Origin of the sequence: Mycobacterium sp. ACS4331 (assembly GCF_001667265.1) — a bacterium.
In the GTDB taxonomy this organism is placed as follows: domain Bacteria; phylum Actinomycetota; class Actinomycetes; order Mycobacteriales; family Mycobacteriaceae; genus Mycobacterium.
Window position 1 is genome coordinate 252,501 of sequence record NZ_LZHW01000087.1, and the last position, 22,858, is coordinate 275,358.

The window sequence follows — 22,858 nt, forward strand, 5'->3', positions numbered from 1 at the left end:
GGCCGAGGAGCGACGGGCCAGCAGCGGGCCACTTCGGTGATCGCGCCGACCTGGTCGCGCTCACCCCCTGCCAACGCTGTTCACCTCTTACGATCATCGCGTGGCAGCAGCAGGTTCTGTGCGACGGACCCCCAACACCCGCGCCAAGGACAGTGATCGGGACGACACCTGCAAGGTGCTCGACAGCGCCCTGGCAGACGGTCAACTCTCCGGTGAGGAGCACCGCCAACGGGTGGCGGCTGCCACCCGCGCCGCGACGCTCGGCGATCTGCAGGCCCTTGTCACCGATCTGCAGACCGAGAACGCGCCCGTCCAACTGCCCGACCTCAAGAGGCCGTCGCCGTGGGCCGGCCGGGTCGGCGGCGGCTGGGGCATCAGGGCCGCGGTCGCGGCGGTGCTGGTCCTGCTCGGCATCGGCATCGGCTGGGGGTTGTACGGCAACACCCCGTCGCCGCTGAGCTTCCAGACCGATCCGGGCGCCAAGGCCGACGGCATCCCGGCCAAGGTGCTGACCCCGCCCCGGCAACTGCACTCGCTGGGCGGGCTGACCGGCCTGTTCGAGCAGATGCGGGTCAAGTTCGGCGACACCATGGGTTACGACCTGACGATCTTCGAGGACTACGCGTCACTGGAGCGCCCCGACCCGGCCGAACCGCGGCGGGTACTGCGGTACTCCTACCGCGGGGGCTGGGACGACCCGTCCGAGACCAGCACCAGCTCCGACGCCCGACTCGTCGACCTCGGGGCGTTCGACATCCCGGCTCTGGTCGCACTGGTCCGCGGCGCGCCCGAGACTCTGGGCATCAACCCCGCCGAGGTCAAGAGCACCCACATCAGCATCGAGCCCAACAGCGACATGACCGCCCCGCCCGAGAGCATCGAGATCGCCGTCTATGTCACGCCGGAGTTCGGCAACAGCGGATACATCGAGTTCAACGGGGATCTGACCACCAAACGGGTGAGCTACCCCAGCCCCTGAGCGCTGCCCGTCCGAGAGCACCCATCGGGCTGATGTAGCGCCGTATATATCGGCGCGATACTATTGCGCGAGGTGTCGAACCGCCGTAACGGCGCAACTGTGGGGGAGGTGATCGAGTGCTGGAGCTTGCCGTCCTCGGTCTGCTGCTCGAATCCCCCATGCACGGCTACGAACTGCGCAAGCGGCTCACCGGCCTGCTCGGCGCTTTCCGCGCGTTCTCCTACGGCTCGCTCTACCCGGCACTGCGCCGGATGCAGACCGACGGCCTCATCGTCGAGGACGCGGCACCCGAAGGCACCCTCAAGGTCCGTCGCGCGCGGCGGGTCTACCAGTTGACCGATGCCGGCCGCCAGCGTTTCACCGAGTTGGTGGCCGACACCGGGCCGGCCAATTACACCGACGACGGGTTCGGTGTGCATCTGGCGTTCTTCAACCGCACACCTGCCGAGGCCAGGATGCGAATCCTCGAGGGCCGCCGCCGGCAGGTCGAGGAACGCCGAGAAGGACTGCGCGAGGCCATCGCGCGGGCCAGCAACTCGTTCGACCGCTACACCAAGCAGCTGCACCAGCTGGGCCTGGAGTCCAGTGAGCGCGAAGTGAAGTGGCTCAACGAACTCATCGCCGCCGAACGGGTGGCCCAGGGTCGCAACGACCAGCAGTGAGCAGCTCACAGCCACGAGTACAGAAGTACACAGATGAAGAGGGAGAACCCATGAGTGAGAACAACGCGACTGCGTCGACGGATGTGCGGGTCGCCATTGTCGGCGTCGGTAACTGCGCGTCCTCGCTCGTGCAGGGCGTGCAGTACTACAAGGACGCGGACGAGAACAGCAACGTCCCCGGCCTGATGCACGTCAAGCTCGGCCCCTACCACGTGCGCGACGTGAAGTTCGTCGCCGCGTTCGACGTCGACGCCAAGAAGGTCGGCTTCGATCTGTCCGAGGCGATCTTCGCCTCGGAGAACAACACCATCAAGATCGCCGACGTGCCGCCGACCGACGTGCACGTGCTGCGCGGCCCGACCCTGGACGGCATCGGCAAGTACTACGCCGAGACCATCGAGATCTCCGACGTCGAGCCCGTCGACGTCGTGCAGGCCCTCAAGGACGCCAAGGTCGACGTCCTGGTGTCCTACCTGCCGGTGGGGTCCGAGGAGGCCGACAAGTTCTACGCCCAGTGCGCGATCGACGCCGGCGTGGCCTTCGTCAACGCCCTGCCCGTGTTCATCGCCTCGGACCCGGTGTGGGCCAAGAAGTTCACCGATGCCGGTGTGCCGATCGTCGGTGACGACATCAAGAGCCAGGTCGGCGCGACCATCACCCACCGCGTGATGGCCAAGCTGTTCGAGGACCGCGGCGTCACGCTGGACCGCACCTACCAGCTGAACGTCGGCGGCAACATGGACTTCAAGAACATGCTCGAGCGCACCCGCCTCGAGTCGAAGAAGGTCTCCAAGACCCAGGCCGTCACCTCCAACCTGACCGGTTCGCTGGCCGGCAAGGTCGAGGACAAGAACGTGCACATCGGCCCGTCGGACCACGTCGCATGGCTCGATGACCGCAAGTGGGCCTACGTGCGCCTCGAGGGTCGCGCCTTCGGTGACGTGCCGCTGAACCTGGAGTACAAGCTCGAGGTGTGGGACTCGCCCAACTCGGCCGGCATCATCATCGATGCGGTGCGTGCGGCGAAGATCGCCAAGGACCGCGGCATCGGCGGCCCCATCGAGGCGGCCTCGGCCTACCTGATGAAGAGCCCGCCGAAGCAGATCGCCGACGACATCGCGCGCGTCGAACTCGAGAAGTTCATCGAGGGCTAGTTTTCCCGTTGAGACCGCACCGAGGGCGGCGTGCACTCGCACTTTGCCGCCCTCAGTGCGGTCTCGACGTATACATAGAGGCGTGATCTCCGATGAAGAACTCCTGCGCCTCGACGAGTTCGGTCTGCTGCCCGAGAACGCCGCACAGGCCGGCGTGGCCGACATTCCCCCGGTGCAGCGCATCGACGTCGGGCCCATCAGCGCCCTGAAATTCGGCGACGCCGATCCGCGGGTGGTCTTCCTGCACGGCGGCGGTCAGAACGCGCACACCTGGGACACCGTGATCCTCGGCCTGGGTGTGCCCGCGCTGGCGATCGACCTGCCCGGCCACGGGCGCTCCGCGTGGCGCGAGGACGGCGACTACGGCCCGCGCCTGAATGCCGAGACGCTGCGGCCTGTGCTGCGTGATCTGGCACCCGCCGCCGACCTGATCGTCGGCATGTCGCTGGGTGGGCTCACGGCACTGCGCATCGCGGCCACCGAACCCGCCCTGGTCCCGCGGCTGGTGCTGGTCGACGTCACGCCCTCGGCTCCCGAACGTCACGAGCAGATGACCAAGGCGCAGATGGGCACCGTCGCACTGGTTCGAGGCGACCGCACCTTCGGCTCGTTCCAGGACATGCTGGACGTGACGGTCGCCGCGGCCCCGCACCGCGACCGGAACTCGCTGCGGCGGGGCGTCTTCCACAACTCCAAACGGCTTGACGACGGATCCTGGACGTGGCGCTACGACACCTTCCGCAAGGGCGACGGATTCGCGAACCTGTGGGACGACGTCCCCGCCATCACAATGCCGACGACGCTGGTCCGGGGCGCCAACTCGCATTTCGTCAACGACGAGGACGCGGCCGCATTCGCCGAGGGGGCGCCCGGCTTCCAGCGCACCATCGTGGTGGCCGACTCCGGGCACTCCGTTCAGGGTGATCAGCCCCTGCGGCTCATCGAGATTCTGCGGGGTGTGCTCGAATGAGGGTCCCTCATCGCCACTTCGGTCGCTAACGTGAGGGGATGACCACCCCCATTCGCATCGGCGTCCAACTGCAGCCACAGCACGCACCGAACTATGGCGACATCCGTGACGCCGTGCGGCGCTGTGAGGACGCTGGGGTGGACGTGGTGTTCAACTGGGATCACTTCTTTCCGCTGTACGGCGATCCCGACGGCGCGCACTTCGAGTGCTGGACCATGTTGGGCGCCTGGGCCGAGCAGACCTCGCGCGTCGAGATCGGCGCACTGGTCAGCTGCAACTCCTACCGCAATCCCGAACTGCTGGCCGATATGGCCCGCACGGTCGACCACATCTCCGGCGGACGACTGATCCTGGGCATCGGATCCGGGTGGAAGCAGAAGGACTACGACGAGTACGGCTACGAGTTCGGCACCGCGGGAAGCCGCCTCGACGACCTGGCCGCCGCGCTCCCGCGCATCAGATCCCGGTTGGCCAAGCTGAACCCGGCCCCGACGCGCGAGATCCCGATCCTCATCGGCGGTCAGGGCGAGAAGAAGACCCTGCGACTGGTCGCTGAATACGGCGACATCTGGCACGGCTTCACCACACCGCAGTCCTACCCGGGCAAGGCTGAGGTCCTCGACGCACACTGCGCCGACGTCGGTCGTGACCCCTCGGCCATCGAACGGTCGGCCGGTGTGGAGAACAAGTCCGGAGTGAGCAGCGGTGAGGGCACCAAGGCGCTGCTGGCCAACGCCGAGGCGCTCGTCGGATTGGGGGTGACGCTGCTGACGGTGGGAAGCAACGGGCCCGACTACGACCTGTCCGCGGCCGAGGCGCTGTGTCGCTGGCGGGACGCCGGCTGAGTCCGCCCCGACATGCCGAAGAGGTACGGGGTCAAGGAGAAGGACCTGGTGGTCTCCCATGTGGTGACCCTGATCCTCACGGGCAAGCTGCGCTCCGGTGACCGCATCGACCGCAATGAGATCGCCGACGAGTTGGGGCTGAGCCGAGTTCCGGTCCAGGAGGCCATGGTTCAACTCGAACACGACGGCGTCGTGTCCACGCGTTACCACCGCGGAGCGTTCGTGGAACGCTTCGACGAGACCACTGTGGCCGAGCACCACGAGATCTACGGGGCGCTCAACGGGATTGCCGCGGCCCGCGCCGCCGCGAACCCCGACCCCGAGCTTCTGGAGCGGCTCGAAGCGATGCTGCGGCAACTGCGCGTGCTGTCGGACCCCATCACATTCCAGACGTTGACCTGGGAGTACCGCACGGCGATCAACGACGCCCACGCGGGCCCGCGGTTGCAGGCGCTGATCCGGTCGTCGTACTCCTTTGTGCCACGCATGTTGTGGAGCGCCTACGGCGAGGTCCGTGACGAGGTGCTGGCCTTCTACGAGGCCGAGACCGAGGCGATCCGGGCCGGCGACACGACCGCCGTCGTCGCCATCAACGAGCAGCGGTCCCGGCGCCTCGCCGAGATCATGGTCACCGAACTGCGGCGCCGCGGCATCCTCGGGGATTTGCATCAGCACTGAGCGCAAGCGATGACGGGACCCCCGGCGGGCCGCTACGTTCGACCAATGACATTCTCCCCTCGCCGGCTTCTGGCACTGGTCACGGTGGGACTGCTCGCACTCGGGTTGATGCTGGCGGCGCCCGCGTCGGCCGATCAGTGCGCACCGCCCGGCATCGACAGCGCCAGTGCACTGCCCACCAATCTGGCGGCCGCCGCCAAGGGTCCGAGCGAGGACAAGTACACCACCGACTCGGTGATCCCCCTGGACTCCGTCGACATCTCCCGGCTGGGGCTGAGCCGGCCCGGCACGCTCACCGTCGGCACGCTGTCCGATGCGCCGCCAAGCATCTGCATCGACTCCAAGGGACAGTTCACCGGATTCGACAACGAACTGCTGCGCGCCATCGCCGACAAGCTCGGGCTGAAGGTCGAGTTCGTCGGCACCGACTTCTCCGGCCTGCTCGCGCAGGTCGCCTCCCGCCGCTTCGACGTCGGATCCTCGTCGATCACCACCACCGACGCCCGCCGACAGACCGTCGGATTCACCAATGGCTATGACTTCGGCTACTTTTCGCTGGTCGTTCCCACCGGATCACCGATCACGAGCTTCTCGCAGCTGAAACCGGGCCTGCGGATCGGCGTCGTACAGGGCACGGTGCAGGAGGCCTACCTCGTCGACACCCTGGGGTTGGATCCGGTGAAGTTTCCGGACTACAACACCGTCTACGGCAGCCTCAAGACGCGGCAGATCGACGCGTGGGTGGCGCCATCGCAGCAGGCCATCGGCACGGTGGCGGCCGGCGATCCCGCCCAGATCGTCGAAAACACGTTCAGCCTGGACAATTTCGTCGCCTACGCCGTCGCCAAGGAGAACCGGCCGCTGATCGACGCGCTGAACGCCGGGCTCGACGCCGTCATCGCCGATGGGACCTGGTCTCGGCTCTACTCCGACTGGGTGCCGCGCGCGCTGCCCCCGGGCTGGAAGCCGGGCTCCAAGGCCGCACCGGAACCGCAACTGCCCGACTTCGCCGCGATCGCGGCCGGCCGGGAACAACCCGCGCCCACCGAGTCGACGGCACCCAAATCCACGCTGGCCCAACTGGGCACGGCGTTCTTCAGCTGGGACCTGTACCGACAGGCCATCCCCGACCTGTTCAAGACCGGCCTGCCGAACACCCTGATCCTCACGGTGTGTGCCAGCGTGATCGGACTGGTGCTGGGCATGGGCCTGGCCGTCGCCGGCATCTCGCGTTCACGGCTGCTGCGTTGGCCGGCAAGGGTTTACACCGACGTCTTCCGCGGGCTGCCCGAGGTGGTGATCATCCTGCTGATCGGCTTGGGCTTCGGGCCGATCGTCGGCGGCCTCACCGGCAACAATCCCTATCCGCTGGGCATCGCGGCTCTGGGACTGATGGCCGCGGCCTACATCGGTGAGATCCTGCGTTCCGGCATCCAGAGCGTGGAGGCCGGCCAGATGGAGGCGTCGCGCGCACTCGGGTTCAGCTATACGTCGTCGATGCGCCTCGTGGTGGTGCCGCAGGGTGTGCGACGAGTGCTGCCCGCACTGGTGAACCAGTTCATCTCACTGCTCAAGGCCTCGTCACTGGTGTACTTCCTGGGCCTGATCGCCAGCCAGCGGGAACTGTTCCAGGTGGGCCGAGACCTCAACGCGCAGACCGGAAACCTGTCTCCGCTGGTGGCCGCCGGACTGTTCTACCTGGCCCTGACCATTCCGTTGACCCACCTGGTGAACTGGATCGACGCCCGCCTCCGGCGCGGACGCACCGCCTCTGCCGAGGATCCGCTGGCGCCGACCAGCGGAGTCGCACACCAGGAGATGATCTGATGGCACCCGACTCAGTCTCCCTGACAGCCAAGGACATCCATCTCGCATTCGGCCCCAACCGGGTCCTGAGGGGTGTGGATCTCGACGTGCCGGCCGGCACCACGGCTGCCGTAATCGGCCCGTCCGGATCCGGAAAATCCACGCTGCTGCGCACATTGAACCGGCTGTACGAACCCGACAAAGGCGACATCCTGCTCGACGGCCGGTCGGTGCTCGGCGACAACCCCGACCAGCTGCGTCAGCGGATCGGGATGGTGTTCCAGCAGTTCAACCTGTTCCCACACCGCAGCGTGCTCGACAACGTCAGGCTGGCGCCGCGCAAACTCAAGGGACTGCCGAAGGACGAGGCCACCGAACTGGCCCTGCAGCAGTTGGAAAGGGTCGGCCTGCGCCACAAGGCCGACGTCCGGCCCGGCACGCTGTCCGGTGGTCAGCAGCAGCGCGTGGCGATCGCGCGGGCGCTGGCGATGTCGCCACAGGTGATGTTCTTCGACGAGGCCACCTCAGCGCTGGATCCCGAATTGGTCAAGGGCATTCTCACGCTGATCGCCGAGTTGGGCGCCGACGGCATGACGATCGTGATGGTGACCCACGAGATGGGCTTCGCGCGGTCGGTCGCCGACTCCGTGGTGTTCATGGATCACGGCCAGGTCGTCGAGTCCGGGCCGCCCGAACGCATCTTCGACGCCGCTGAGACCGACCGGTTGCAGCGCTTCCTGTCCCAGGTGCTCTGAGGACGCCGGTTCGGAAATGGGGCGCGGACCAACTCGTGACAGGCACAGACAGGTTAGACTGCCAAACTATGGCAGAAAGCGGAGCCACCGTTCCTGAGGTGACCGAGCTTGCGGAGGGTCTGCACCGTACGCTGGCAAAACTGTTCGGCATCCTGCGGCGGGGGGACGCCCACCGTGAGGCGGCGGATGAACTGACACTCGCGCAGCTCTCGATCCTGGTCACGCTGCTCAATCAGGGGCCGATCAGGATGACGGAACTGGCCGCCCACGAGCGGGTGCGCACACCCACGACGACGGTGGCGATCCGGCGGCTCGAGAAGCTGGGCCTGGTGAAGCGGAGCAAGGATCCCTCAGACCTGCGTGCGGTGCTGGTGGAGATCACTCCCGAGGGTCGCGCCCAGCACGTCGAGGCGCTCGCCCATCGCCATGCCGCGCTCGCGGCGATGCTCCGCGAACTCAGTCCCGACGATCTGACCGTGCTTGAGGCCGCTCTCGGGCCGCTGTCGCGACTGGCAGGCGAACAGCCGCCCCGCCCGGCTGAGTGATCAGAGGTCGGCGGGCTTCTCCTGCCCGGCAATGGGTTTGGTGATCCTCGGACAGCAGATGACCGCGCCCGCCCCGTGTCCCTCCCTTCTACCGCCCGTCGGCTCCCCTCTTGACATCCCGAGTCACACCACACCAAACTGAGAACATCCGTTGTCAGATGGGAGCATGATGACCGAGCTCGTCGCCGAACCGGCAGCCGACCAGGATCTCAACGCTCGCCCCTTCGCGTCGCTCTACCGCGAGTACGACTACCCCGTGCGCGACATCGACGGCGCGCTGCCGGCAGACCTCGTGGGCACGCTGTTCCGGATCGGCCCGGGGAAGTTCGAGGTCGGTGACACCGTCGTGAAGACGATGTTCGACGGCGACGGCATGGTGTCGCGCTTCATCCTCGACGGATCGGGCGTCCGATTCACCAACCGCTACGTGCGGACGCCGCAGTTCCGCGACAGCATGCGCGGCACGATGCAGACCCGCGGAATCACCACCAACGCACCGGGACTCCGGGGGAACCTGCGCTGGCCGGCCAACACCGCGAACACCAACATCGTCTCGCTGTGCGGGGACCTGTTGGCACTGTGGGAGGGCGGCCCACCGCACCAGGTGGACCCGGACACGTTGGAGACGCTGGGCACCAAATCATTTCCCGGCGACCGACTGGGTTACGTGGGCGCCTTCTCCGCACATCCGAAGTGGGACCCGGACACCCGGGAGTGTTTCAACTTCGGCCTCGACCTGTTCCCAACACCGCGACTGCGCTGTCATCGCATCGACAGCACCGGTCGCAACACCGAACTGACCTCGATCCCGCTGTGGGACATGGTCTGGAATCACGACTTCGCCCTCACTGCACGGCATCTGGTGTTCGTTCTGGATCCGGTGCGGCCCAGCCTCAAGGAGCTTTTCCGCACCCGATCACTGGAGCGCTCGCTGGAATACCAACTCCGAAACGGTTCGACGCGATTCGTTCTGGTCCCCCGGGACGGCTCCGCACCGCGGATCATCGAACATCCCCCGCTCGCCCACGTCCACGTCACCAACGCGTTCGAAGACGGAACGGACACGGTCGTCGAGTTCATCCGCTTCATCGACCCCACGGTGTTCGCCCGCATCGGCCGCGAGACCGAGCGCCCGATCGACCCGGCCAATCCGCGCGCCCACCTCGTCATCGACGAATGGCCCCGGGGCCATCTGGCCCGCTACCGCATCAGCCCGTCGGGCCGGATCACCGAAACCGTTCTCTCCGAGGTCTTCCCGATGGAGTTCCCGCAGTACGACTGGCGTCGCTCCACCCGCGAGCACTCCGTCACCTATGCCGCTGCCGCGACGTCGGACCGCGGACACTACAACTCGATCGTCAAGATCGACCATCGAACCGGGACCACCACGCGGTGCGATTTCGGGCTGAGCCAGACCGGCGAGCCGCTGTTCGTCGCCCGTCCGGGCGGCGTGGCGGAGGACGACGGATGGCTGCTGGCCGTCAACCATGATCTCCCCAGTCACCGTTCGCAGTTGGTGATCCTCGACGCCCGCGATCTCGAGGCTGGGCCGCTGGCCGTGGCGCATTTGGAGCACCACCTGCCGCTGGGTTTCCATGGCACATTCAGCCGACGGGTGGCCCGGCCGGAAGCGCCGCTGCCCCATCCCACCATCCTGGGGGTGTGAGCCGGGTCAGCCCAGCCAGTCCAGTACCGCAGCCGCGGTCCACGACTGCTGCATGCTGCCCAGCGGCTCGCCCGTGAACGGTTCGTAGTATTCGGCAAAGGTGCCATCACTGGCCTGCCGCAGGCCTTCTCGGCGCAGCATCGAGGAACGCTCGGCCCAGCCGCGGCGTGCGAAACACCATGAGAACAGCCAGGTGACGACGGGCCACACGGGTCCGCGCCAGTACTCCCGCGGCCGGAAGTCCCGCGACACCGGTGAGGTCGACGGGATCAGGGAGTACTTCAGATCCGGATGCCCGCTGAATCGCGGGCCCTCCATCAACCGCAGCAGGGCGCGCTCCTTGTCATGCGGCAGCCCCCCGCACAGCAGCGGCGCGAACTGCGCCACCGTCTCGGTGGCCACCCAGCGCTCTGTCCGCAGGTCGTAATCCCTTGCCGCACCAGTTCTCTCGTCGGTGGTCTCGACGACGCCGGCGCGGAAGCGGTCGGCCCAACCGTACAGTTCGCGGACGTCGGAGAGCGGGCGCTTGTGCTCCTCACCTATCTCGGCCAGCACCGAGCAGGCCACCGAGAAGATCGCCGACACGAACACGTCCTCGACCGCGAAACTCATCACCTTGGGCAGCAGCTCGTCGTCGTACCGCGCGGCCTTCATCTCCTCCAGCAGCCACAGGTAGCGGTCGTACTCGCCGTCGGACGGACGCTGGCTGGCATCGGTGACGATGTTGTTGTCCTCGCGCTGATACTCCGGAACGGCGCCGGGAATCACGTTGGCGTAGGCGGCATCCCATCGAGGTGAGTTGTCCATCCCGGACTCCCACCCGTGGTACAGCGTGATCCGGCCCCGCGAGGCCTGGTCGCGCTGCTCTGCGAGCCAACGGTGCCATCGCACCAGATCATCCCAGCGGCGATCGAGGAACGCCTCGGCCACCGCACGGGTGGACCTCCCCCGCCGGCGCGCATGATCGAGAATCCGCTGCACCGCGATCGCGTGCACAGGCGGCTGCGTGATTCCCGACGTGTGCCGGTTCCGCGGTGCCGTCGCCGCGAGCGCCGAGCAGGCCCACCGCGCGGGCCCGGGAAAGTAGCCGTCGACGCCATTGGCGAACACGATGTGCGGGATCATGCCGTTGGTCCACTGCGCCGACAGCAGGGTGTCGAGTTCGACGACCGCGCGCTCCACACTGAGCGGCGCGAGGCCCACCGCGACGAACGCCGCATCCCAACTCCACATGTGCGGGTACAGCAACGGCGCCGCCGTCGTCATGGTGCCCAGATCATTGCCCCGCAGCAGGTACGCGGCGCGCGCCGAGAGCTGGGTCGGGGTGAAGCTGGGATCCGGGGCCACGTTCTCATTGTGCTTCGGTGCGCGGTCGACCGCGCGCCGAGGGCACCGACGACGGGATTAGGGTGGGCCGTATGCCGACAGCTCTGATCACGGGTGCCTCCCGGGGCCTGGGGGCGGCCATCGCGACCGCCCTGGAACCGACCCACACGTTGCTGCTGGCCGGACGCCCCTCGGCAGAGCTGGACGCCGTCGCCGAACGTCTCGGCGCGCCGACCTGGCCGTTGGAACTCACCGATCCGGCCAGCATCGAAGCCAGCACCGAGGTGCTCGCCGAACTCGACGTGCTCGTGCACTGCGCGGGCGTGGTGTTTCCGGGGCGGGTCGCCGAGAGCTCCGCAGAGGAGTGGCGCGTGACGTTCGAGGTCAACGTCGTCGGCGCGGTGGCGCTGACACTCGCCCTGCTGCCGGCGCTGCGCGCGGCACACGGTCATGTCGTGTTCATCAACTCCGGGGCGGGCCGCAACCCCTCCCCCGGGCTGGCGTCATATGCCGCCAGCAAGTTCGCGCTGCGGGCCTTCGCCGACTCGCTGCGCGTCGACGAGCCCTCGCTGCGGGTCACGACGGTCTACCCGGGCCGCATCGACACCGACATGCAGCGCGACCTCGTCGCCTACGAGGGCGGCGAGTACGACCCGGCGCGGTTCCTGTCCCCCGAGACCGTCGCGCAGGTGGTGGCCGACGTGGTGGCCACACCTCCCGACGCCGACGTGCAGGAAGTGATCGTCAGACCCCGGGGATGATCCGGGCCCTGTCGCTACGCCGGGCCCTGTCGCTACGCCGGGCCCTGTCGCTACGCCGGGCCCTGTCGCTACGCCGGGCCCTGTCGCTCACGCCGGGCCCTGTCGCTACGCCGGGCCCTGTCGCTCACGCGACGATATTCACCAACTTGCCCGGCACCACGATGACCTTCTTCGGCGTCGCACCCGCCAGGAACGCCTGCACCTTATCGTCGGCCAGGGCCGCGGCCTCCAGCGCCGACCGATCGGCGTCCGCCGACACCGTGATGCGACCGCGGACCTTGCCGTTGACCTGCACGGGGTACTCGACCGTGTCCTCCACCAGGTGGGATTCGTCGGCGACGGGGAACGGTCCGTGCGCCAGCGAGCCGTCGTGGCCGAGTCGACGCCACAACTCCTCGGCGACATGCGGCGCCAACGGCGCCAGCATCAGCACCAGCGGTTCGATCGCGGCGCGCGCCGTCACCCCCTCCTTGGTGAGGTGGTTGGTGTACTCGATCAGCTTGGCCGCGGCCGTGTTGTTGCGCAGGTTCGCATAGTCCTCGGCGACACCGGCGATCGTGCGGTGCAGTGCCTTGCGGGTGGCGTCGTCAAGCGCCTCGTGCTCGCTGACCCGTTCGGCGCCGGTCTGCTCGTCGACCACCAGTCGCCAGACCCGCTGCAGGAAGCGGTGCGCGCCGACGACGTCCTTGGTCGCCCACGGCCGCGACGCCTCCAGCGGGCCCATCGACATCTCGTAGACGCGCAGGGTGTCGGCACCGTAGTCGTCGCAGATCTCGTCCGGTGAGATCGAGTTCTTCAGGCTCTTGCCGACCTTGCCGAACTCCTGGTTGACCTCGATCTCGCCGTCGGGACTGGTCCAGAAGAACCTGCCGTCCCGTTCGACGACCTCGGCGGCCGGCACGTAGGCGCCGCGCGAATCAGTGTAGGCGAAGGCCTGAATGTAGCCCTGGTTGATCAGGCGGCGGTACGGCTCGCTGGAGCTGACATGCCCGAGATCGAAGAGCACCTTGTGCCAGAACCGCGAATACAGCAGGTGCAGCACGGCATGCTCCACGCCGCCGACGTAGAGGTCAACGCCACCCGGATCCGCCGGGCCGTGCTCAGCCGGCCGCGGACCCATCCAGTACCGCTCATTCTCCTTGTCGCACAGCGCATCCTGATTGTGCGGATCGCAGTAGCGCAACTCGTACCAGGAGCTGCCCGCCCACTGGGGCATGACGTTGGTGTCACGGCTGTACGGCTTGAGCCCATCACCGAGATCCAGCTCGACGTGGACCCATTCAGTCGCCTTGTTCAGCGGCGGCGACGGCTCGCTGTTCGCATCCTCGGGGTCGAACAGCACCGGCGAATAGTCTTCGATGTCTGGAAGTTCGACGGGCAGTGCCGATTCGGGCAGGCCGTGGGCTCGTCCGTCGGCGTCGTAGACGATGGGGAACGGCTCACCCCAGTACCGCTGCCGCGCGAACAGCCAGTCCCGCAGCTTGTACTCGACGCGCTCCTGACCCCGTCCATCGGCCACCAGGCGTTCGATGACGGCCTTCTTCGCGTCGACGACGGACAGGCCGTTGAGGTAGTCGGAGTTCACCAGCACGCCGTCGCCCGCGTAGGCGCCCTGCGAGACATCGCCGCCCGCAACCACTTCCACGATCGGCAGGCCGAACTCGGTTGCGAACTCCCAGTCGCGCTGATCTCCGCTGGGCACGGCCATGATGGCGCCGGTGCCGTACCCGGCCAGCACGTAGTCGGCAATGAAGATGGGCACCTGCGCGCCGTTGACCGGATTGGTGGCGTAGGCGCCGAGGAACACACCCGTCTTGGTCTTGTTCTCCTGGCGCTCCAGATCCGACTTGGCGGACACCGCCCTGCGGTAGGCGGCGACCGCCTCCACCGGGGTGGCGGCGCCATAGGTCCAGCGTTCGTCGACACCGTCGGGCCACTGCGCGCTCACCAGGGTGTCCACCAGATCGTGCTCCGGCGCAAGGACCAGATAGGTGGCGCCGAACAGGGTGTCGGGGCGCGTCGTGAACACCTCGATGTCGCCGGCCTGCGACGCGAACAGCGCACTGGCGCCGACCGAGCGCCCGATCCAGTTGCGCTGCATGGCCTTGACCTTGTCCGGCCAATCCAGCACATCGAGGTCATCCAGAAGCCGATCGGAGTAGGCGGTGATCCGCATCATCCACTGCCGCAACCGCTTCCGGAACACCGGGAAGTTGCCGCGCTCGCTCCGCCCCTCGGAGGTCACCTCTTCGTTGGCCAGCACGGTGCCCAGTCCGGGGCACCAGTTCACCATCGAATCCGACCGATAGACCAGGCGGTACCCGTCGATCACATCGGCGCGCTCACCGGCGTCCAGCTCCGACCAGACCCGGCCGTCATCGAGAGTGCGTGCGCCGGATTCGAATTCGGCGATCAGTTCGGAGATGGGCCGCGCGCGGTTGGCCTCGGTGTCGAACCACGCGTTGAAGATCTGCAGGAAGATCCACTGCGTCCACTTGTAGTAGTCGACGTCGGTGGTCGAGAAACTGCGCCGGGCATCGTGACCCAGGCCGAGGCGACCGAGCTGCCTCCGGAAGTTGACGATGTTGGCCTCGGTCCGCGTGCGCGGATGCGTGCCGGTCTGGATGGCGTACTGCTCGGCGGGCAGACCGAAGGCGTCGAAGCCCAGCGCGTGCAGCACGTTGCGACCGGTCATCCGGAAGTACCGGGCGTACACATCGGTGGCGATGTAGCCCAGCGGGTGACCGACGTGCAGGCCGTCGCCCGACGGGTACGGGAACATGTCCTGCACGAACATCTTGTCCTGCGGCACCGGTGCACCGTCGGCGGGCGCCAACTCGCCCACGGGGTTCGGGACGTGGAAAGTCCCGAGCCTGGCCCAGGTCTCCTGCCAGTCCTGCTCGATCCGACCCGCCAGCTCTGCGTTGTAGCGGAACTGCGGTGCGTCGGATTCGGCTCCTCCGGCGGTCTGGGGTTCGGTCACCAGGACAGGGTATAAGGCCAGCGCCGCGGGCCAAAAAGCCCGCCGAACGGCCCGCCGTCGGCAACGGGATGGTCTCGGTTGAGTTGCGGGGCTGTCAGCAGTTGATTCCAGGTCTGTTCCAACCCGTCCACGGGGCTGGTTGGGGTGCGCGAGCATGGTTAGTGTCGGCCCGTGACCTGGGGTGGCGTGATCGCCACAGTCGTCGACAGCAGGCGGCTTCGGACTCGCCTGCCAGACAGGGAAGGACCGACAAACATGTTCTCCATGACCCGTGGCTGGCGGGTTTTCGCAGGTGGAGCCGCTGCCGGCATCGCCGGTGTGATGGGGTTCGCAGGGGCCACCGCCGCCGCCGAACCGATCGTGCCCGGACCGCCCACGCCGGTCCCCACCCCGGTGACCGTCAGCGTCGATCCGGCAGCGGTGACCACCGGTGTGACTCCGATCCCCAGCACGGTGCCGCTGACGCCAAGCTCACAGCTGACCCAGACCGCACTCACGCCCCAGACTGCCCTGCAACCGGTCCAGGCCGCGCCGGTCCAGGCCGCGCCGACCCCGGCGCTGATCCCGGCCACGTCCGGCACCCTGCGGGATTACTTCGCCGACAAGGGCGTCACCCTTGAGGCGCAGAATCCCCGCGAGTTCCGAGCGCTGATGATCACGCTGCCGATGCCGACCGGTTGGACCCAGGTGCCCGACCCCAACGTGCCGGATGCCTACGCCGTGATCGCCGACCGAGTCGGCGGCGACGGTCTGTACACGTCGAACGCCCAGGTGGTCATCTACAAACTTGTCGGATCGTTCGACCCCACCGAGGCCATCACCCACGGGTTCGTCGACAGCCAGCAGCTGGCCAACTGGCAGACCACCGACGCCTCGCTGGCGCCGTTCGGCGGATTCCCGTCAGCGCAGATCGAGGGCACCTATCGCGAGAACGATATGGCGTTGAACACATCTCGGCGCCACGTCATCGCCACCTCCGGCGACGATCGCTACCTGGTCAGCCTGTCGGTGACGACGGCGGTCAACCAGGCCGTGGCCACCGCGGATGCCACCGATGCCATCGTCAACGGCTTCCGGGTCACCGATCCGGCGGCTGTCGCCGTCACCCCCGCACCGGTGGTGGCACCACCTGCGGCCGCCGCGGCGCCGGCCCTGCCGGCACCCGTCGCCCCGACCGGCTAGCGCAGGCACCCGGGCACCTTCGATAAGGTGACCCCATGTTGATCGCCGGTGTGCTGTGCCTGTGCGCGGCGGTGGCGTCGGCCGGATCCGGGCTGTGGACGCTGACCCGCCCCGCGAGTGCCGATGTTGCCGTGCAGGTGCGCCGCGCTGTCGCGCCGACCCAGTTGGCGGCCGCTGCGATGCTGGCGGCCGGCGGTGTGGTGGCGCTGGCCGGCGACCAGCGGATGGGTCTGCTGGTCCTGATCGTCTGTGTGCTCGGCGCCATCGGCACTGTGGCCGCGGGTTCCTGGCAGGGCGCCCGGTTCGCCGTCGAGCGCGAGCAGGCCGCTGCGGCCGCACCCGCCGACGACTGCGCGGGAAGCTGCGCGGCCTGCACCCTGTCGTGCCACTGAGGAGTCAGAGCCCATGACCACCGGCGGTTTCCCCTCGGCCACGTCTCTGCCCGCCCAGGACATCGGTCGGCTGCTGCTGCGCTGTGACGACCGCCCCGGACTCGTCGCGTCGATCAGTTCGTTCCTGTCCGAGACCGGCGCCAACATCATCTCGCTGGATCAGCACGCCACCGCCCAGACCGGCGGAACATTCATGCAGCGCACCATCTTTCACATGCCGGGTCTGTCCGCGGCCCGTGACGAGATGGAGCGTGCCTTCAGGGACCGGGTGGCCGCCGAGTTCGGGATGGACTTCCAGCTGACCGAGGCCGCCAAACCCAAGCGGGTGGCGATCCTGGCCTCCCGTGAGGACCACTGCCTGCTGGACCTGTTGTGGCGCAACCGTCGCGGCGAGTTGGACATGTCGATCGTCATGGTGATCTCCAACCACCCCGACCTGGCCGACCAGGTCCGTCCCTTCGGTGTGCCTTTCCTACATGTGCCCGCCCACAAGGACATTCGCGCCGAAGCTGAGACCCGCCAGTTGGACCTGCTCCGCGGCAACGTCGATCTCGTGGTGCTGGCGCGCTATATGCAGGTGCTCACACCGCGGTTCCTCAGCGAGATCGGCTGCCCGCTGATCAACATCCACCACTCGTTCCTGCCGGCGTTCGTCGGCGAGGCCCCCTACCGCAAGGCCAAGGAACGGGGCGTCAAACTCGTCGGCGCCACCGCGCACTACGTCACGGAGGAACTCGACGAGGGCCCGATCATCGAACAGGACGTCGTGCGGGTGGATCACCGCCACGGCGTCGACGACCTGCGTCGCCTCGGCGCCGACGTCGAGCGTGTGGTGCTGTCCCGGGCCGTGCTGTGGCACTGCGAAGACCGCATCGTGCGGCACGGCAATCAGACGATCGTCTTCTAGTCGGTCAATTGCGGCTGGTGTCGATGGGGTGGGTCGCCAGCATCGACAGCGGCAACGGCTGACGGCGCAGCACCCGAGACCACAGGTCCACCTTGGGCTCGACGAGAACATCAGAGGGCAACGCCGACAACACAATCCAGTCGTCGCGTTCGATCTCACCCTCGAGCTGGCCGATCGTCCAGCCCGAGTAGCCCGCGAAGATCCGGACACCTTCAAGGACGGGAGCCAGCACGTCGGGGTCGGCGTCGAGGTCGACCATCACGATCCGGCCCGAGACGTGCCGCAGGCCGGGCACACCGTGGGCATCCGCCCCCACCCGCAGGGTCGCCAGGCACAGCGCCGAGTCCCGCTTGACCGGGCCGCCGACGAACATCGTCTTGGGCTTGGAGGTCAGCTTCGCCCACTGCGGCAGCACGTTGTACACGGCCATCTCGCTGGGCCGGTTGAGCACGACGCCCAGGGTGCCGCCGTCGTTGTGCTCGACGACGTAGATCACGCTGCGCCGGAACGTCGGCTCGAGCAGATCGGTGTTGGCCAGCAGCAGCGTGCCCGCGCGCACCCGGTGGGCCGCGGGTGCGACGTAGTCCTCGGGGTCTTCTGGCCCAGGCATGGCTCCATCATCGCACCCGAGACCCCCGCTGTGGCTGACAAGCGCGGCGCGCAAGGATATTTGTACTGTGGACCCGGGGCGTCGATCGATGGATCCCGTGAGCGAGGAGTGTGGGAGTGGTTGACGCGCGCGGCACCCTCGCCGTCTGGCGGTCAGTGCGCGGCCTGCGCGACTTCCGCCGCCTCCTCGAACTCCGCGTAGTCAGCCAGTTCGCCGACGGCCTGTTCTCCGCGGGGCTCGCCGGTGCGCTGCTGTTCAACCCCGAACGCGCGGCCACCCCGTGGCAGATCGCCGGGGCGTTCGCGGTGCTGTTCCTCCCCTACTCGGCGCTCGGACCGTTCGCTGGTGCGCTGCTGGATCGCTGGGATCGCCGACTGGTGCTGGTGGGCGCCAACACCGGGCGCCTGCTGCTCGCACTCGGAGTCGGTGTCCTGCTGGCCACCCGGTCCAGCGAGTTCGCGATTCTGTGCGGCGCGCTGATCGTCAACGGTTTCACCCGCTTCGTGGCGTCCGGGCTGTCCGCGGCCCTGCCACACGTCGTTCCGCGCGATCAGGTGGTGTCGATGAACTCCGTCGCCACCGCCACCGGTGCGCTGGCGACCTTCGCCGGCGCGATGTTCATGCTGGTGCCGCGCTGGCTCATCGGCGCAGGTGACACCGGTTCGTCGGCGATCATCTTCATGGTCACCGTGCCCATCAGCATCGCGCTGGTGCTGTCACTGCGATTCCCGTCGCACGTGCTCGGACCCGACGACACCGCGCGTGCCATCCACGGGTCGGTGTTCTACGCCGTGGCCACCGGCTGGCTGCACGGGGCGCGCACCGCCCTGGCCGTGCCGTCGGTGACCGCGACCCTGTCCGGTCTGGCCGCCCATCGCATCGCCTTCGGCATCAACACGCTGCTGGTCTTGGTGATCGTCCGGCACACCGACATCCCGGCGGTCTCGGTCCCGGGCCTGGGTTCGGCGGTGATCTTCACCGCCGCGGCGGGCACCGGATCCTTTCTGGCCACGGTGATCACTCCGGCCCTGGTGCACCGGTGGGGCCGCTACGCGACGGCGAACCTCGCGTTGGGGTCGGCCGCCGTCGTACAGCTGGCCGCCACCGGGATCCAGGTCGCGGTGATGGTCATCTGCGGGTTCGTGCTCGGCGCGCTGGGCCAGGTGGTCAAGCTGTGCGCGGACAGCGCCATGCAGATCGACGTCGATGACGCCCTGCGCGGACACGTGTTCGCGGTGCAGGACTCGTTGTTCTGGATGTCATTCATCGCCGCCGTCACCGCGGCTGCGGCCGTGGTTCCCGCCGACGGCCACGCTCCCCTGCTCGTCGTGGCCGGGTCGGCGGTCTACGCGCTCGGCCTGGCCGTCCACGCGTTCGTCGGTCGGCGCGCCACCTGAGGTCTAGCGTGGGCCCATGGCCGACGCCGGACCGATCGTCGACGATCTCGTCGCCGAGAGCGCTGAACTGGACTCGCTGGTGGCTCCCCTCCCCCCGGAGCAGTGGCAGTCGCCCACGCCCGCTCCCGGATGGAGCATCGCCCACCAGGTCGGGCACCTGTTGTGGACCGACCGCGTCGCGCTGATCTCGATCACCGACGAGTCCCGGTTCGCCGACGTGCTCGCCGAGGCCGGGTCGGTGCCCGACTTCGTCGACGCGGCCGCCAACGAGCTGGCCGGCTGTCCGCCGGATGCCCTGCTCGCGGATTGGCGCACGACCCGAGACCGCCTGCACGACGCGCTGCGCACCGTCGCCGACGGCCGCAAGCTGCTGTGGTTCGGTCCGCCGATGAGTGCGGCGTCGATGGCCACCGCGCGACTCATGGAGACCTGGGCGCACGGCCTCGACGTCGCCGACGCTCTGGGCGTTTCCCGGCCCGCGACGAACCGGCTGAAGTCCATTGCGCACCTGGGTGTCCGGACCCGGGACTTCGCGTACACCGTGCACGGCGAGGCTCCACCGGCGTCACCGTTTCACGTGGAACTACGCGCACCCGATGGTCAGACCTGGTCGTGGGGGCCCGCCGACGCCGTGCAGCGGGTCACGGGATCGGCCGAGGACTTCTGCGCGCTGGTCACACAGCGTCGGCCGAGGGCCGCGTTGGATGTCGTCGCCGATGGACCCGATGCCGAGCACTGGTTGACGATCGCGCAGGCCTTCGCGGGGCCTCCCGGCGCCGGTCGATGAGCGCGCCAGCGCGAAGAGAGCCGGCGCCATAGAGACCACGCGCCGGTCGATGAGCGCGCCAGCGCGAAGAGAGCCGGCGCCATCACGACCCGCGCCGGTCGATGAGCGCGCCAGCGCGAAGAGAGCCGGCGCCATAGAGACCACGCGCCGGTCGATGAGCGCGCCCGGCCTCACAGCTGGCTGGCGTCGTCGGCCAACCCGTCGCCATCCGTATCGACGAGCTTGACGTCCATCCGCCCGTCACCGTCGGTGTCCACGTAGCCGCTGCTGCGGTCCTCGGCGATGACGCGGTCGGCCAGACCGTCCCCGTCGCTGTCGAGAAGGCGGTCGTCGATGTCTCCGTCGGCGTCGAAGTCCACCAGCGGACCACCGGTCTGCTCCACACCGTCCAGCGACTGCCAGCGCAGCGCCGAACCGCTGCCCGACGGCTGCGCGGCGCCGGACCCCGCCGCTGTCGTGGCCACGGCCCACGTCCCCGACCCGTCGTCGGTGAACCATTCGGCGTCCGGCGCGGCGTGATCGAGCACCGCATGATCGGCGACGCCGTCGTCGTCCAGATCCGCCAGCACGTCGTCGTGCAGTCCGTCACCGTCGAAGTCCAGCGCGACCGCGTCCAGCACCCCGTCACCGTCGAGGTCGACGTCGGGACCCCCGCTGAGCATCGAGGCCGTGCCGTCACCGGCACCCAGGCAGTAATCCATACGGATCAGACGGAGGCGGAGCCCTCTTCGTTCCACCACCGCAGCAGTTCGGCGACGGCCTCGTCGTGGTCGAGGGGGCCGCGGTCCAGCCGAAGCTCCTTGAGGTGGTTCCAGGCGCGTCCCACGTCCGGTCCGGCCGGGATGTTGAGCAGCTTCATGATCTCGTTGCCGTCGAGATCGGGCCGCACCCGCGCCAAGTCCTCTTTGGCCGCGAGCACGGCGATCCGCTCCTCGAGATCGTCATAGTTGGCCTGCAGACGCGCGGCGCGGCGCTTGTTGCGCGTCGTGCAGTCGGCGCGCACCAGCTTGTGCAGGCGACTCAGCAGCGGACCGGCATCGGTGACGTACCGGCGCACCGCCGAATCCGTCCACCTGCCGTCGCCGTAGCCGTGGAACCGCAGATGCAGATACACCAGCTGCGAGACGTCGTCGACCATCTGCTTGGAGTACTTCAGCGCACGCATGCGCTTGCGGGTCATCTTGGCCCCCACCACCTCATGGTGGTGGAAGCTGACGCCGCCGTCGGCTTCGTGACGACGGGTCGCGGGCTTGCCGACGTCATGCAGCAGCGCGGCCCATCTCAGCACCAGATCGGGGGATTCGGACGGCTCCTCCAGATCGATGGCCTGCCGCAGCACCGTCAGCGAGTGCTGGTAGACGTCCTTGTGCTGGTGGTGCTCGTCGATCGCCATCCGCATGGCACCGACCTCGGGCAGCACCTGATCGCCCATGCCGGTCTGGACCATCAGGTCGATTCCCGCGACCGGGTCGGCGCCCAGGAGCAGCTTGTCCAGTTCGGCGGCCACCCGTTCCGCGGTGATGCGGGACAGCTCGGGCGCCATCTCCTCGATCGCCGCACGCACCCGAGGCGCCACCGAGAACTGCAGTTGGGAGACGAAGCGCGCGGCGCGCAGCATGCGCAGCGGATCGTCGCCGAAGGACACCTCGGGGGCCGATGGGGTGTCGAGCACGCCGGCGCGCAGCGCTGACAGCCCGTCCAGCGGGTCCAAAAACTCTCCGATGCCGCCGGGCCGGTCCGGATCCAGGCGCACCGCCATCGCGTTGACCGTGAAGTCCCGACGGACCAGGTCGTCGGAGAGCCGGTCACCGAAACGCACCTGGGGGTTGCGGGACACCTGGTCGTAGGTGTCGGCGCGGAACGTGGTGATCTCCACCCGATGCCCGCGGCGGGCCACGCCCACGGTGCCGAACTCGATGCCCGCCTCCCACATGCCGTCGGCCCAGGGGCGCACGATCTTCTGCACCTCGTCGGGCCGGGCCGGGGTGGTGAAGTCCAGGTCGGCACCCAGCCGGCCCAGCAACGCGTCACGGACACTGCCGCCCACCAGATACAACGGCTGACCTGCCTCGGCGAACAGCGCTCCGAGCTCGCGCAACGGCTCAGCGTGCTTGTTCAGCGCCACCGCGGCGCGGGCCAGCAGGGCGGCGTCGTCAGCGGCCGCGGGTTCATCGGCGGCTGCGGGCGGACGGGGCTCGGACACGTTCGATGAGCCTAATGCGCAGGAGGACAGCGGCCTAATGGCGCTGTCGGCACCTCGCGGACACCGGCGAGTGCGCACGTTGCCCCCCAACGTGCCAGCTACTATCGCTTGGGTGTCCGACGGCGAACAGGCCAAACCGCGACGGCGCCGAGGCCGGCGCCGTGGCCGTCGTGCCGCCGGACCGGCCCAGTCGGCCGCCAACGGCGCCGCAGACATCCCCGCCGTCCCCACCCCCCCCCCCCCCCCGCCC

At 68.3% G+C, this 22,858-nt stretch carries 21 protein-coding genes and 1 pseudogene; 17 read left to right on the forward strand and 5 right to left on the reverse strand.

The annotated features are described in order from the left end of the window. Positions 1 to 100 precede the first annotated feature (100 nt). The 10 genes from A5727_RS20870 to A5727_RS20915 all read left to right on the forward strand — a co-directional run bounded on the left by A5727_RS20870 (position 101) and on the right by A5727_RS20915 (position 10,060). Positions 101 to 979, forward strand: a complete 879-nt coding sequence (locus tag A5727_RS20870) for a DUF1707 SHOCT-like domain-containing protein (protein WP_068254246.1) — start codon at positions 101 to 103, stop codon at positions 977 to 979. Positions 980 to 1,095: 116 nt separating this feature from the next. Further along, positions 1,096 to 1,641, forward strand: coding sequence for a PadR family transcriptional regulator (locus A5727_RS20875; RefSeq protein ID WP_068254250.1), 546 nt, complete (start codon positions 1,096 to 1,098; stop codon positions 1,639 to 1,641). Positions 1,642 to 1,691: 50 nt separating this feature from the next. Continuing rightward, a complete protein-coding gene (locus tag A5727_RS20880; protein WP_068254252.1) occupies positions 1,692 to 2,795 on the forward strand; it encodes an inositol-3-phosphate synthase in 1,104 nt (367 codons plus the stop codon). An 82-nt stretch (positions 2,796 to 2,877) separates the two neighbouring features. Then, a complete protein-coding gene (locus A5727_RS20885; protein WP_068254256.1) occupies positions 2,878 to 3,765 on the forward strand; it encodes an Rv0045c family esterase in 888 nt (295 codons plus the stop codon). Between the two features lie 38 nt (positions 3,766 to 3,803). Next, positions 3,804 to 4,610 (forward strand): LLM class F420-dependent oxidoreductase, encoded by an 807-nt coding sequence (locus tag A5727_RS20890; protein WP_068254261.1) that lies wholly within the window; start codon positions 3,804 to 3,806, stop codon positions 4,608 to 4,610. Positions 4,611 to 4,622: 12 nt separating this feature from the next. Continuing rightward, a complete protein-coding gene (locus A5727_RS20895) occupies positions 4,623 to 5,288 on the forward strand; it encodes a GntR family transcriptional regulator (protein ID WP_068254263.1) in 666 nt (221 codons plus the stop codon). A gap of 45 nt (positions 5,289 to 5,333) precedes the next feature. Then, on the forward strand, positions 5,334 to 7,115 hold the full coding sequence (locus tag A5727_RS20900) for an ABC transporter substrate-binding protein/permease (protein ID WP_068254267.1): 1,782 nt from the start codon (positions 5,334 to 5,336) through the stop codon (positions 7,113 to 7,115). Next, positions 7,115 to 7,849, forward strand: a complete 735-nt coding sequence (locus A5727_RS20905; protein WP_068254269.1) for an amino acid ABC transporter ATP-binding protein — start codon at positions 7,115 to 7,117, stop codon at positions 7,847 to 7,849. Before A5727_RS20900 ends, A5727_RS20905 begins: the two co-directional genes overlap by 1 nt. A 68-nt stretch (positions 7,850 to 7,917) precedes the next feature. Next, the gene (locus A5727_RS20910; RefSeq protein WP_068254273.1) at positions 7,918 to 8,394 is read left to right on the forward strand and encodes a MarR family winged helix-turn-helix transcriptional regulator; all 477 of its coding nucleotides are present in this window, start codon (positions 7,918 to 7,920) and stop codon (positions 8,392 to 8,394) included. Between the two features lie 166 nt (positions 8,395 to 8,560). Further along, the gene (locus A5727_RS20915) at positions 8,561 to 10,060 is read left to right on the forward strand and encodes a carotenoid oxygenase family protein (protein WP_231992175.1); all 1,500 of its coding nucleotides are present in this window, start codon (positions 8,561 to 8,563) and stop codon (positions 10,058 to 10,060) included. A gap of 6 nt (positions 10,061 to 10,066) precedes the next feature. On the opposite strand, the gene ggh is transcribed toward A5727_RS20915, so the two are convergent. Continuing rightward, the gene (ggh, locus tag A5727_RS20920; protein ID WP_068254276.1) at positions 10,067 to 11,407 is read right to left on the reverse strand and encodes a glucosylglycerate hydrolase; all 1,341 of its coding nucleotides are present in this window, start codon (positions 11,405 to 11,407) and stop codon (positions 10,067 to 10,069) included. Between the two features lie 71 nt (positions 11,408 to 11,478). Between ggh and A5727_RS20925 the strand changes: the two genes are divergently transcribed. Next, a complete protein-coding gene (locus A5727_RS20925) occupies positions 11,479 to 12,147 on the forward strand; it encodes an SDR family oxidoreductase (protein ID WP_068254287.1) in 669 nt (222 codons plus the stop codon). A gap of 124 nt (positions 12,148 to 12,271) precedes the next feature. On the opposite strand, the gene leuS is transcribed toward A5727_RS20925, so the two are convergent. After that, a complete protein-coding gene (gene leuS / locus A5727_RS20930) occupies positions 12,272 to 15,130 on the reverse strand; it encodes a leucine--tRNA ligase (RefSeq protein WP_068254289.1) in 2,859 nt (952 codons plus the stop codon). A gap of 255 nt (positions 15,131 to 15,385) precedes the next feature. Here leuS and A5727_RS20935 point away from each other — a divergent pair, with 255 nt between their 5' ends. The 3 genes from A5727_RS20935 to purU are packed head-to-tail and all read left to right on the forward strand — an operon-like array spanning position 15,386 to position 17,611. Further along, complete coding sequence (locus A5727_RS20935) at positions 15,386 to 16,312, forward strand: LpqN/LpqT family lipoprotein (RefSeq protein WP_068254297.1); 927 nt, start codon at positions 15,386 to 15,388, stop codon at positions 16,310 to 16,312. A gap of 35 nt (positions 16,313 to 16,347) precedes the next feature. Then, positions 16,348 to 16,704: a hypothetical protein gene (locus tag A5727_RS20940; protein ID WP_068254302.1), complete on the forward strand. Its 357-nt coding sequence runs from the start codon at positions 16,348 to 16,350 to the stop codon at positions 16,702 to 16,704. 13 nt (positions 16,705 to 16,717) lie between these two features. Continuing rightward, positions 16,718 to 17,611, forward strand: coding sequence for a formyltetrahydrofolate deformylase (gene purU, locus A5727_RS20945; protein WP_068254307.1), 894 nt, complete (start codon positions 16,718 to 16,720; stop codon positions 17,609 to 17,611). Between the two features lie 4 nt (positions 17,612 to 17,615). Here purU and A5727_RS20950 read toward each other — a convergent pair whose 3' ends face one another. Beyond that, complete coding sequence (locus tag A5727_RS20950; protein WP_068254317.1) at positions 17,616 to 18,221, reverse strand: YqgE/AlgH family protein; 606 nt, start codon at positions 18,219 to 18,221, stop codon at positions 17,616 to 17,618. Positions 18,222 to 18,337: 116 nt separating this feature from the next. On the opposite strand from A5727_RS20950, the gene A5727_RS20955 reads away from it, so the two are divergent. Together A5727_RS20955 and A5727_RS20960 are read left to right on the forward strand one after the other, a co-directional pair. After that, positions 18,338 to 19,618: an MFS transporter gene (locus A5727_RS20955; RefSeq protein WP_068254319.1), complete on the forward strand. Its 1,281-nt coding sequence runs from the start codon at positions 18,338 to 18,340 to the stop codon at positions 19,616 to 19,618. 16 nt (positions 19,619 to 19,634) lie between these two features. After that, a complete protein-coding gene (locus tag A5727_RS20960) occupies positions 19,635 to 20,405 on the forward strand; it encodes a TIGR03084 family metal-binding protein (protein ID WP_068254321.1) in 771 nt (256 codons plus the stop codon). A gap of 170 nt (positions 20,406 to 20,575) precedes the next feature. Here A5727_RS20960 and A5727_RS20965 read toward each other — a convergent pair whose 3' ends face one another. Further along, positions 20,576 to 21,106, reverse strand: a complete 531-nt coding sequence (locus tag A5727_RS20965; protein ID WP_068254324.1) for a pullulanase — start codon at positions 21,104 to 21,106, stop codon at positions 20,576 to 20,578. A gap of 5 nt (positions 21,107 to 21,111) precedes the next feature. Next, positions 21,112 to 22,608: a CCA tRNA nucleotidyltransferase gene (locus A5727_RS20970; protein ID WP_068254327.1), complete on the reverse strand. Its 1,497-nt coding sequence runs from the start codon at positions 22,606 to 22,608 to the stop codon at positions 21,112 to 21,114. A gap of 112 nt (positions 22,609 to 22,720) precedes the next feature. On the opposite strand from A5727_RS20970, the pseudogene A5727_RS28540 reads away from it, so the two are divergent. Continuing rightward, positions 22,721 to 22,858 (forward strand): annotated as a pseudogene (locus A5727_RS28540) (NUDIX hydrolase); the annotation flags it as partial.

What these genes read in the sequence shown, in the direction of transcription:
- A5727_RS20880 (WP_068254252.1), top strand. Translation starts at nt 1,692, where the DNA reads ATGAGTGAGAACAACGCGACTGCGTCGACGGATGTGCGGGTCGCCATT.
- A5727_RS20890 (WP_068254261.1), top strand. Translation starts at nt 3,804, where the DNA reads ATGACCACCCCCATTCGCATCGGCGTCCAACTGCAGCCACAGCACGCA.
- A5727_RS20895 (WP_068254263.1), top strand. Translation starts at nt 4,623, where the DNA reads ATGCCGAAGAGGTACGGGGTCAAGGAGAAGGACCTGGTGGTCTCCCAT.
- A5727_RS20900 (WP_068254267.1), top strand. Translation starts at nt 5,334, where the DNA reads ATGACATTCTCCCCTCGCCGGCTTCTGGCACTGGTCACGGTGGGACTG.
- A5727_RS20905 (WP_068254269.1), top strand. Translation starts at nt 7,115, where the DNA reads ATGGCACCCGACTCAGTCTCCCTGACAGCCAAGGACATCCATCTCGCA.
- A5727_RS20910 (WP_068254273.1), top strand. Translation starts at nt 7,918, where the DNA reads ATGGCAGAAAGCGGAGCCACCGTTCCTGAGGTGACCGAGCTTGCGGAG.
- A5727_RS20915 (WP_231992175.1), top strand. Translation starts at nt 8,561, where the DNA reads ATGATGACCGAGCTCGTCGCCGAACCGGCAGCCGACCAGGATCTCAAC.
- A5727_RS20925 (WP_068254287.1), top strand. Translation starts at nt 11,479, where the DNA reads ATGCCGACAGCTCTGATCACGGGTGCCTCCCGGGGCCTGGGGGCGGCC.
- A5727_RS20935 (WP_068254297.1), top strand. Translation starts at nt 15,386, where the DNA reads ATGTTCTCCATGACCCGTGGCTGGCGGGTTTTCGCAGGTGGAGCCGCT.
- A5727_RS20940 (WP_068254302.1), top strand. Translation starts at nt 16,348, where the DNA reads ATGTTGATCGCCGGTGTGCTGTGCCTGTGCGCGGCGGTGGCGTCGGCC.
- purU (WP_068254307.1), top strand. Translation starts at nt 16,718, where the DNA reads ATGACCACCGGCGGTTTCCCCTCGGCCACGTCTCTGCCCGCCCAGGAC.
- A5727_RS20950 (WP_068254317.1), bottom strand. Translation starts at nt 18,221, where the DNA reads ATGCCTGGGCCAGAAGACCCCGAGGACTACGTCGCACCCGCGGCCCAC.
- A5727_RS20960 (WP_068254321.1), top strand. Translation starts at nt 19,635, where the DNA reads ATGGCCGACGCCGGACCGATCGTCGACGATCTCGTCGCCGAGAGCGCT.
- A5727_RS20965 (WP_068254324.1), bottom strand. Translation starts at nt 21,106, where the DNA reads ATGGATTACTGCCTGGGTGCCGGTGACGGCACGGCCTCGATGCTCAGC.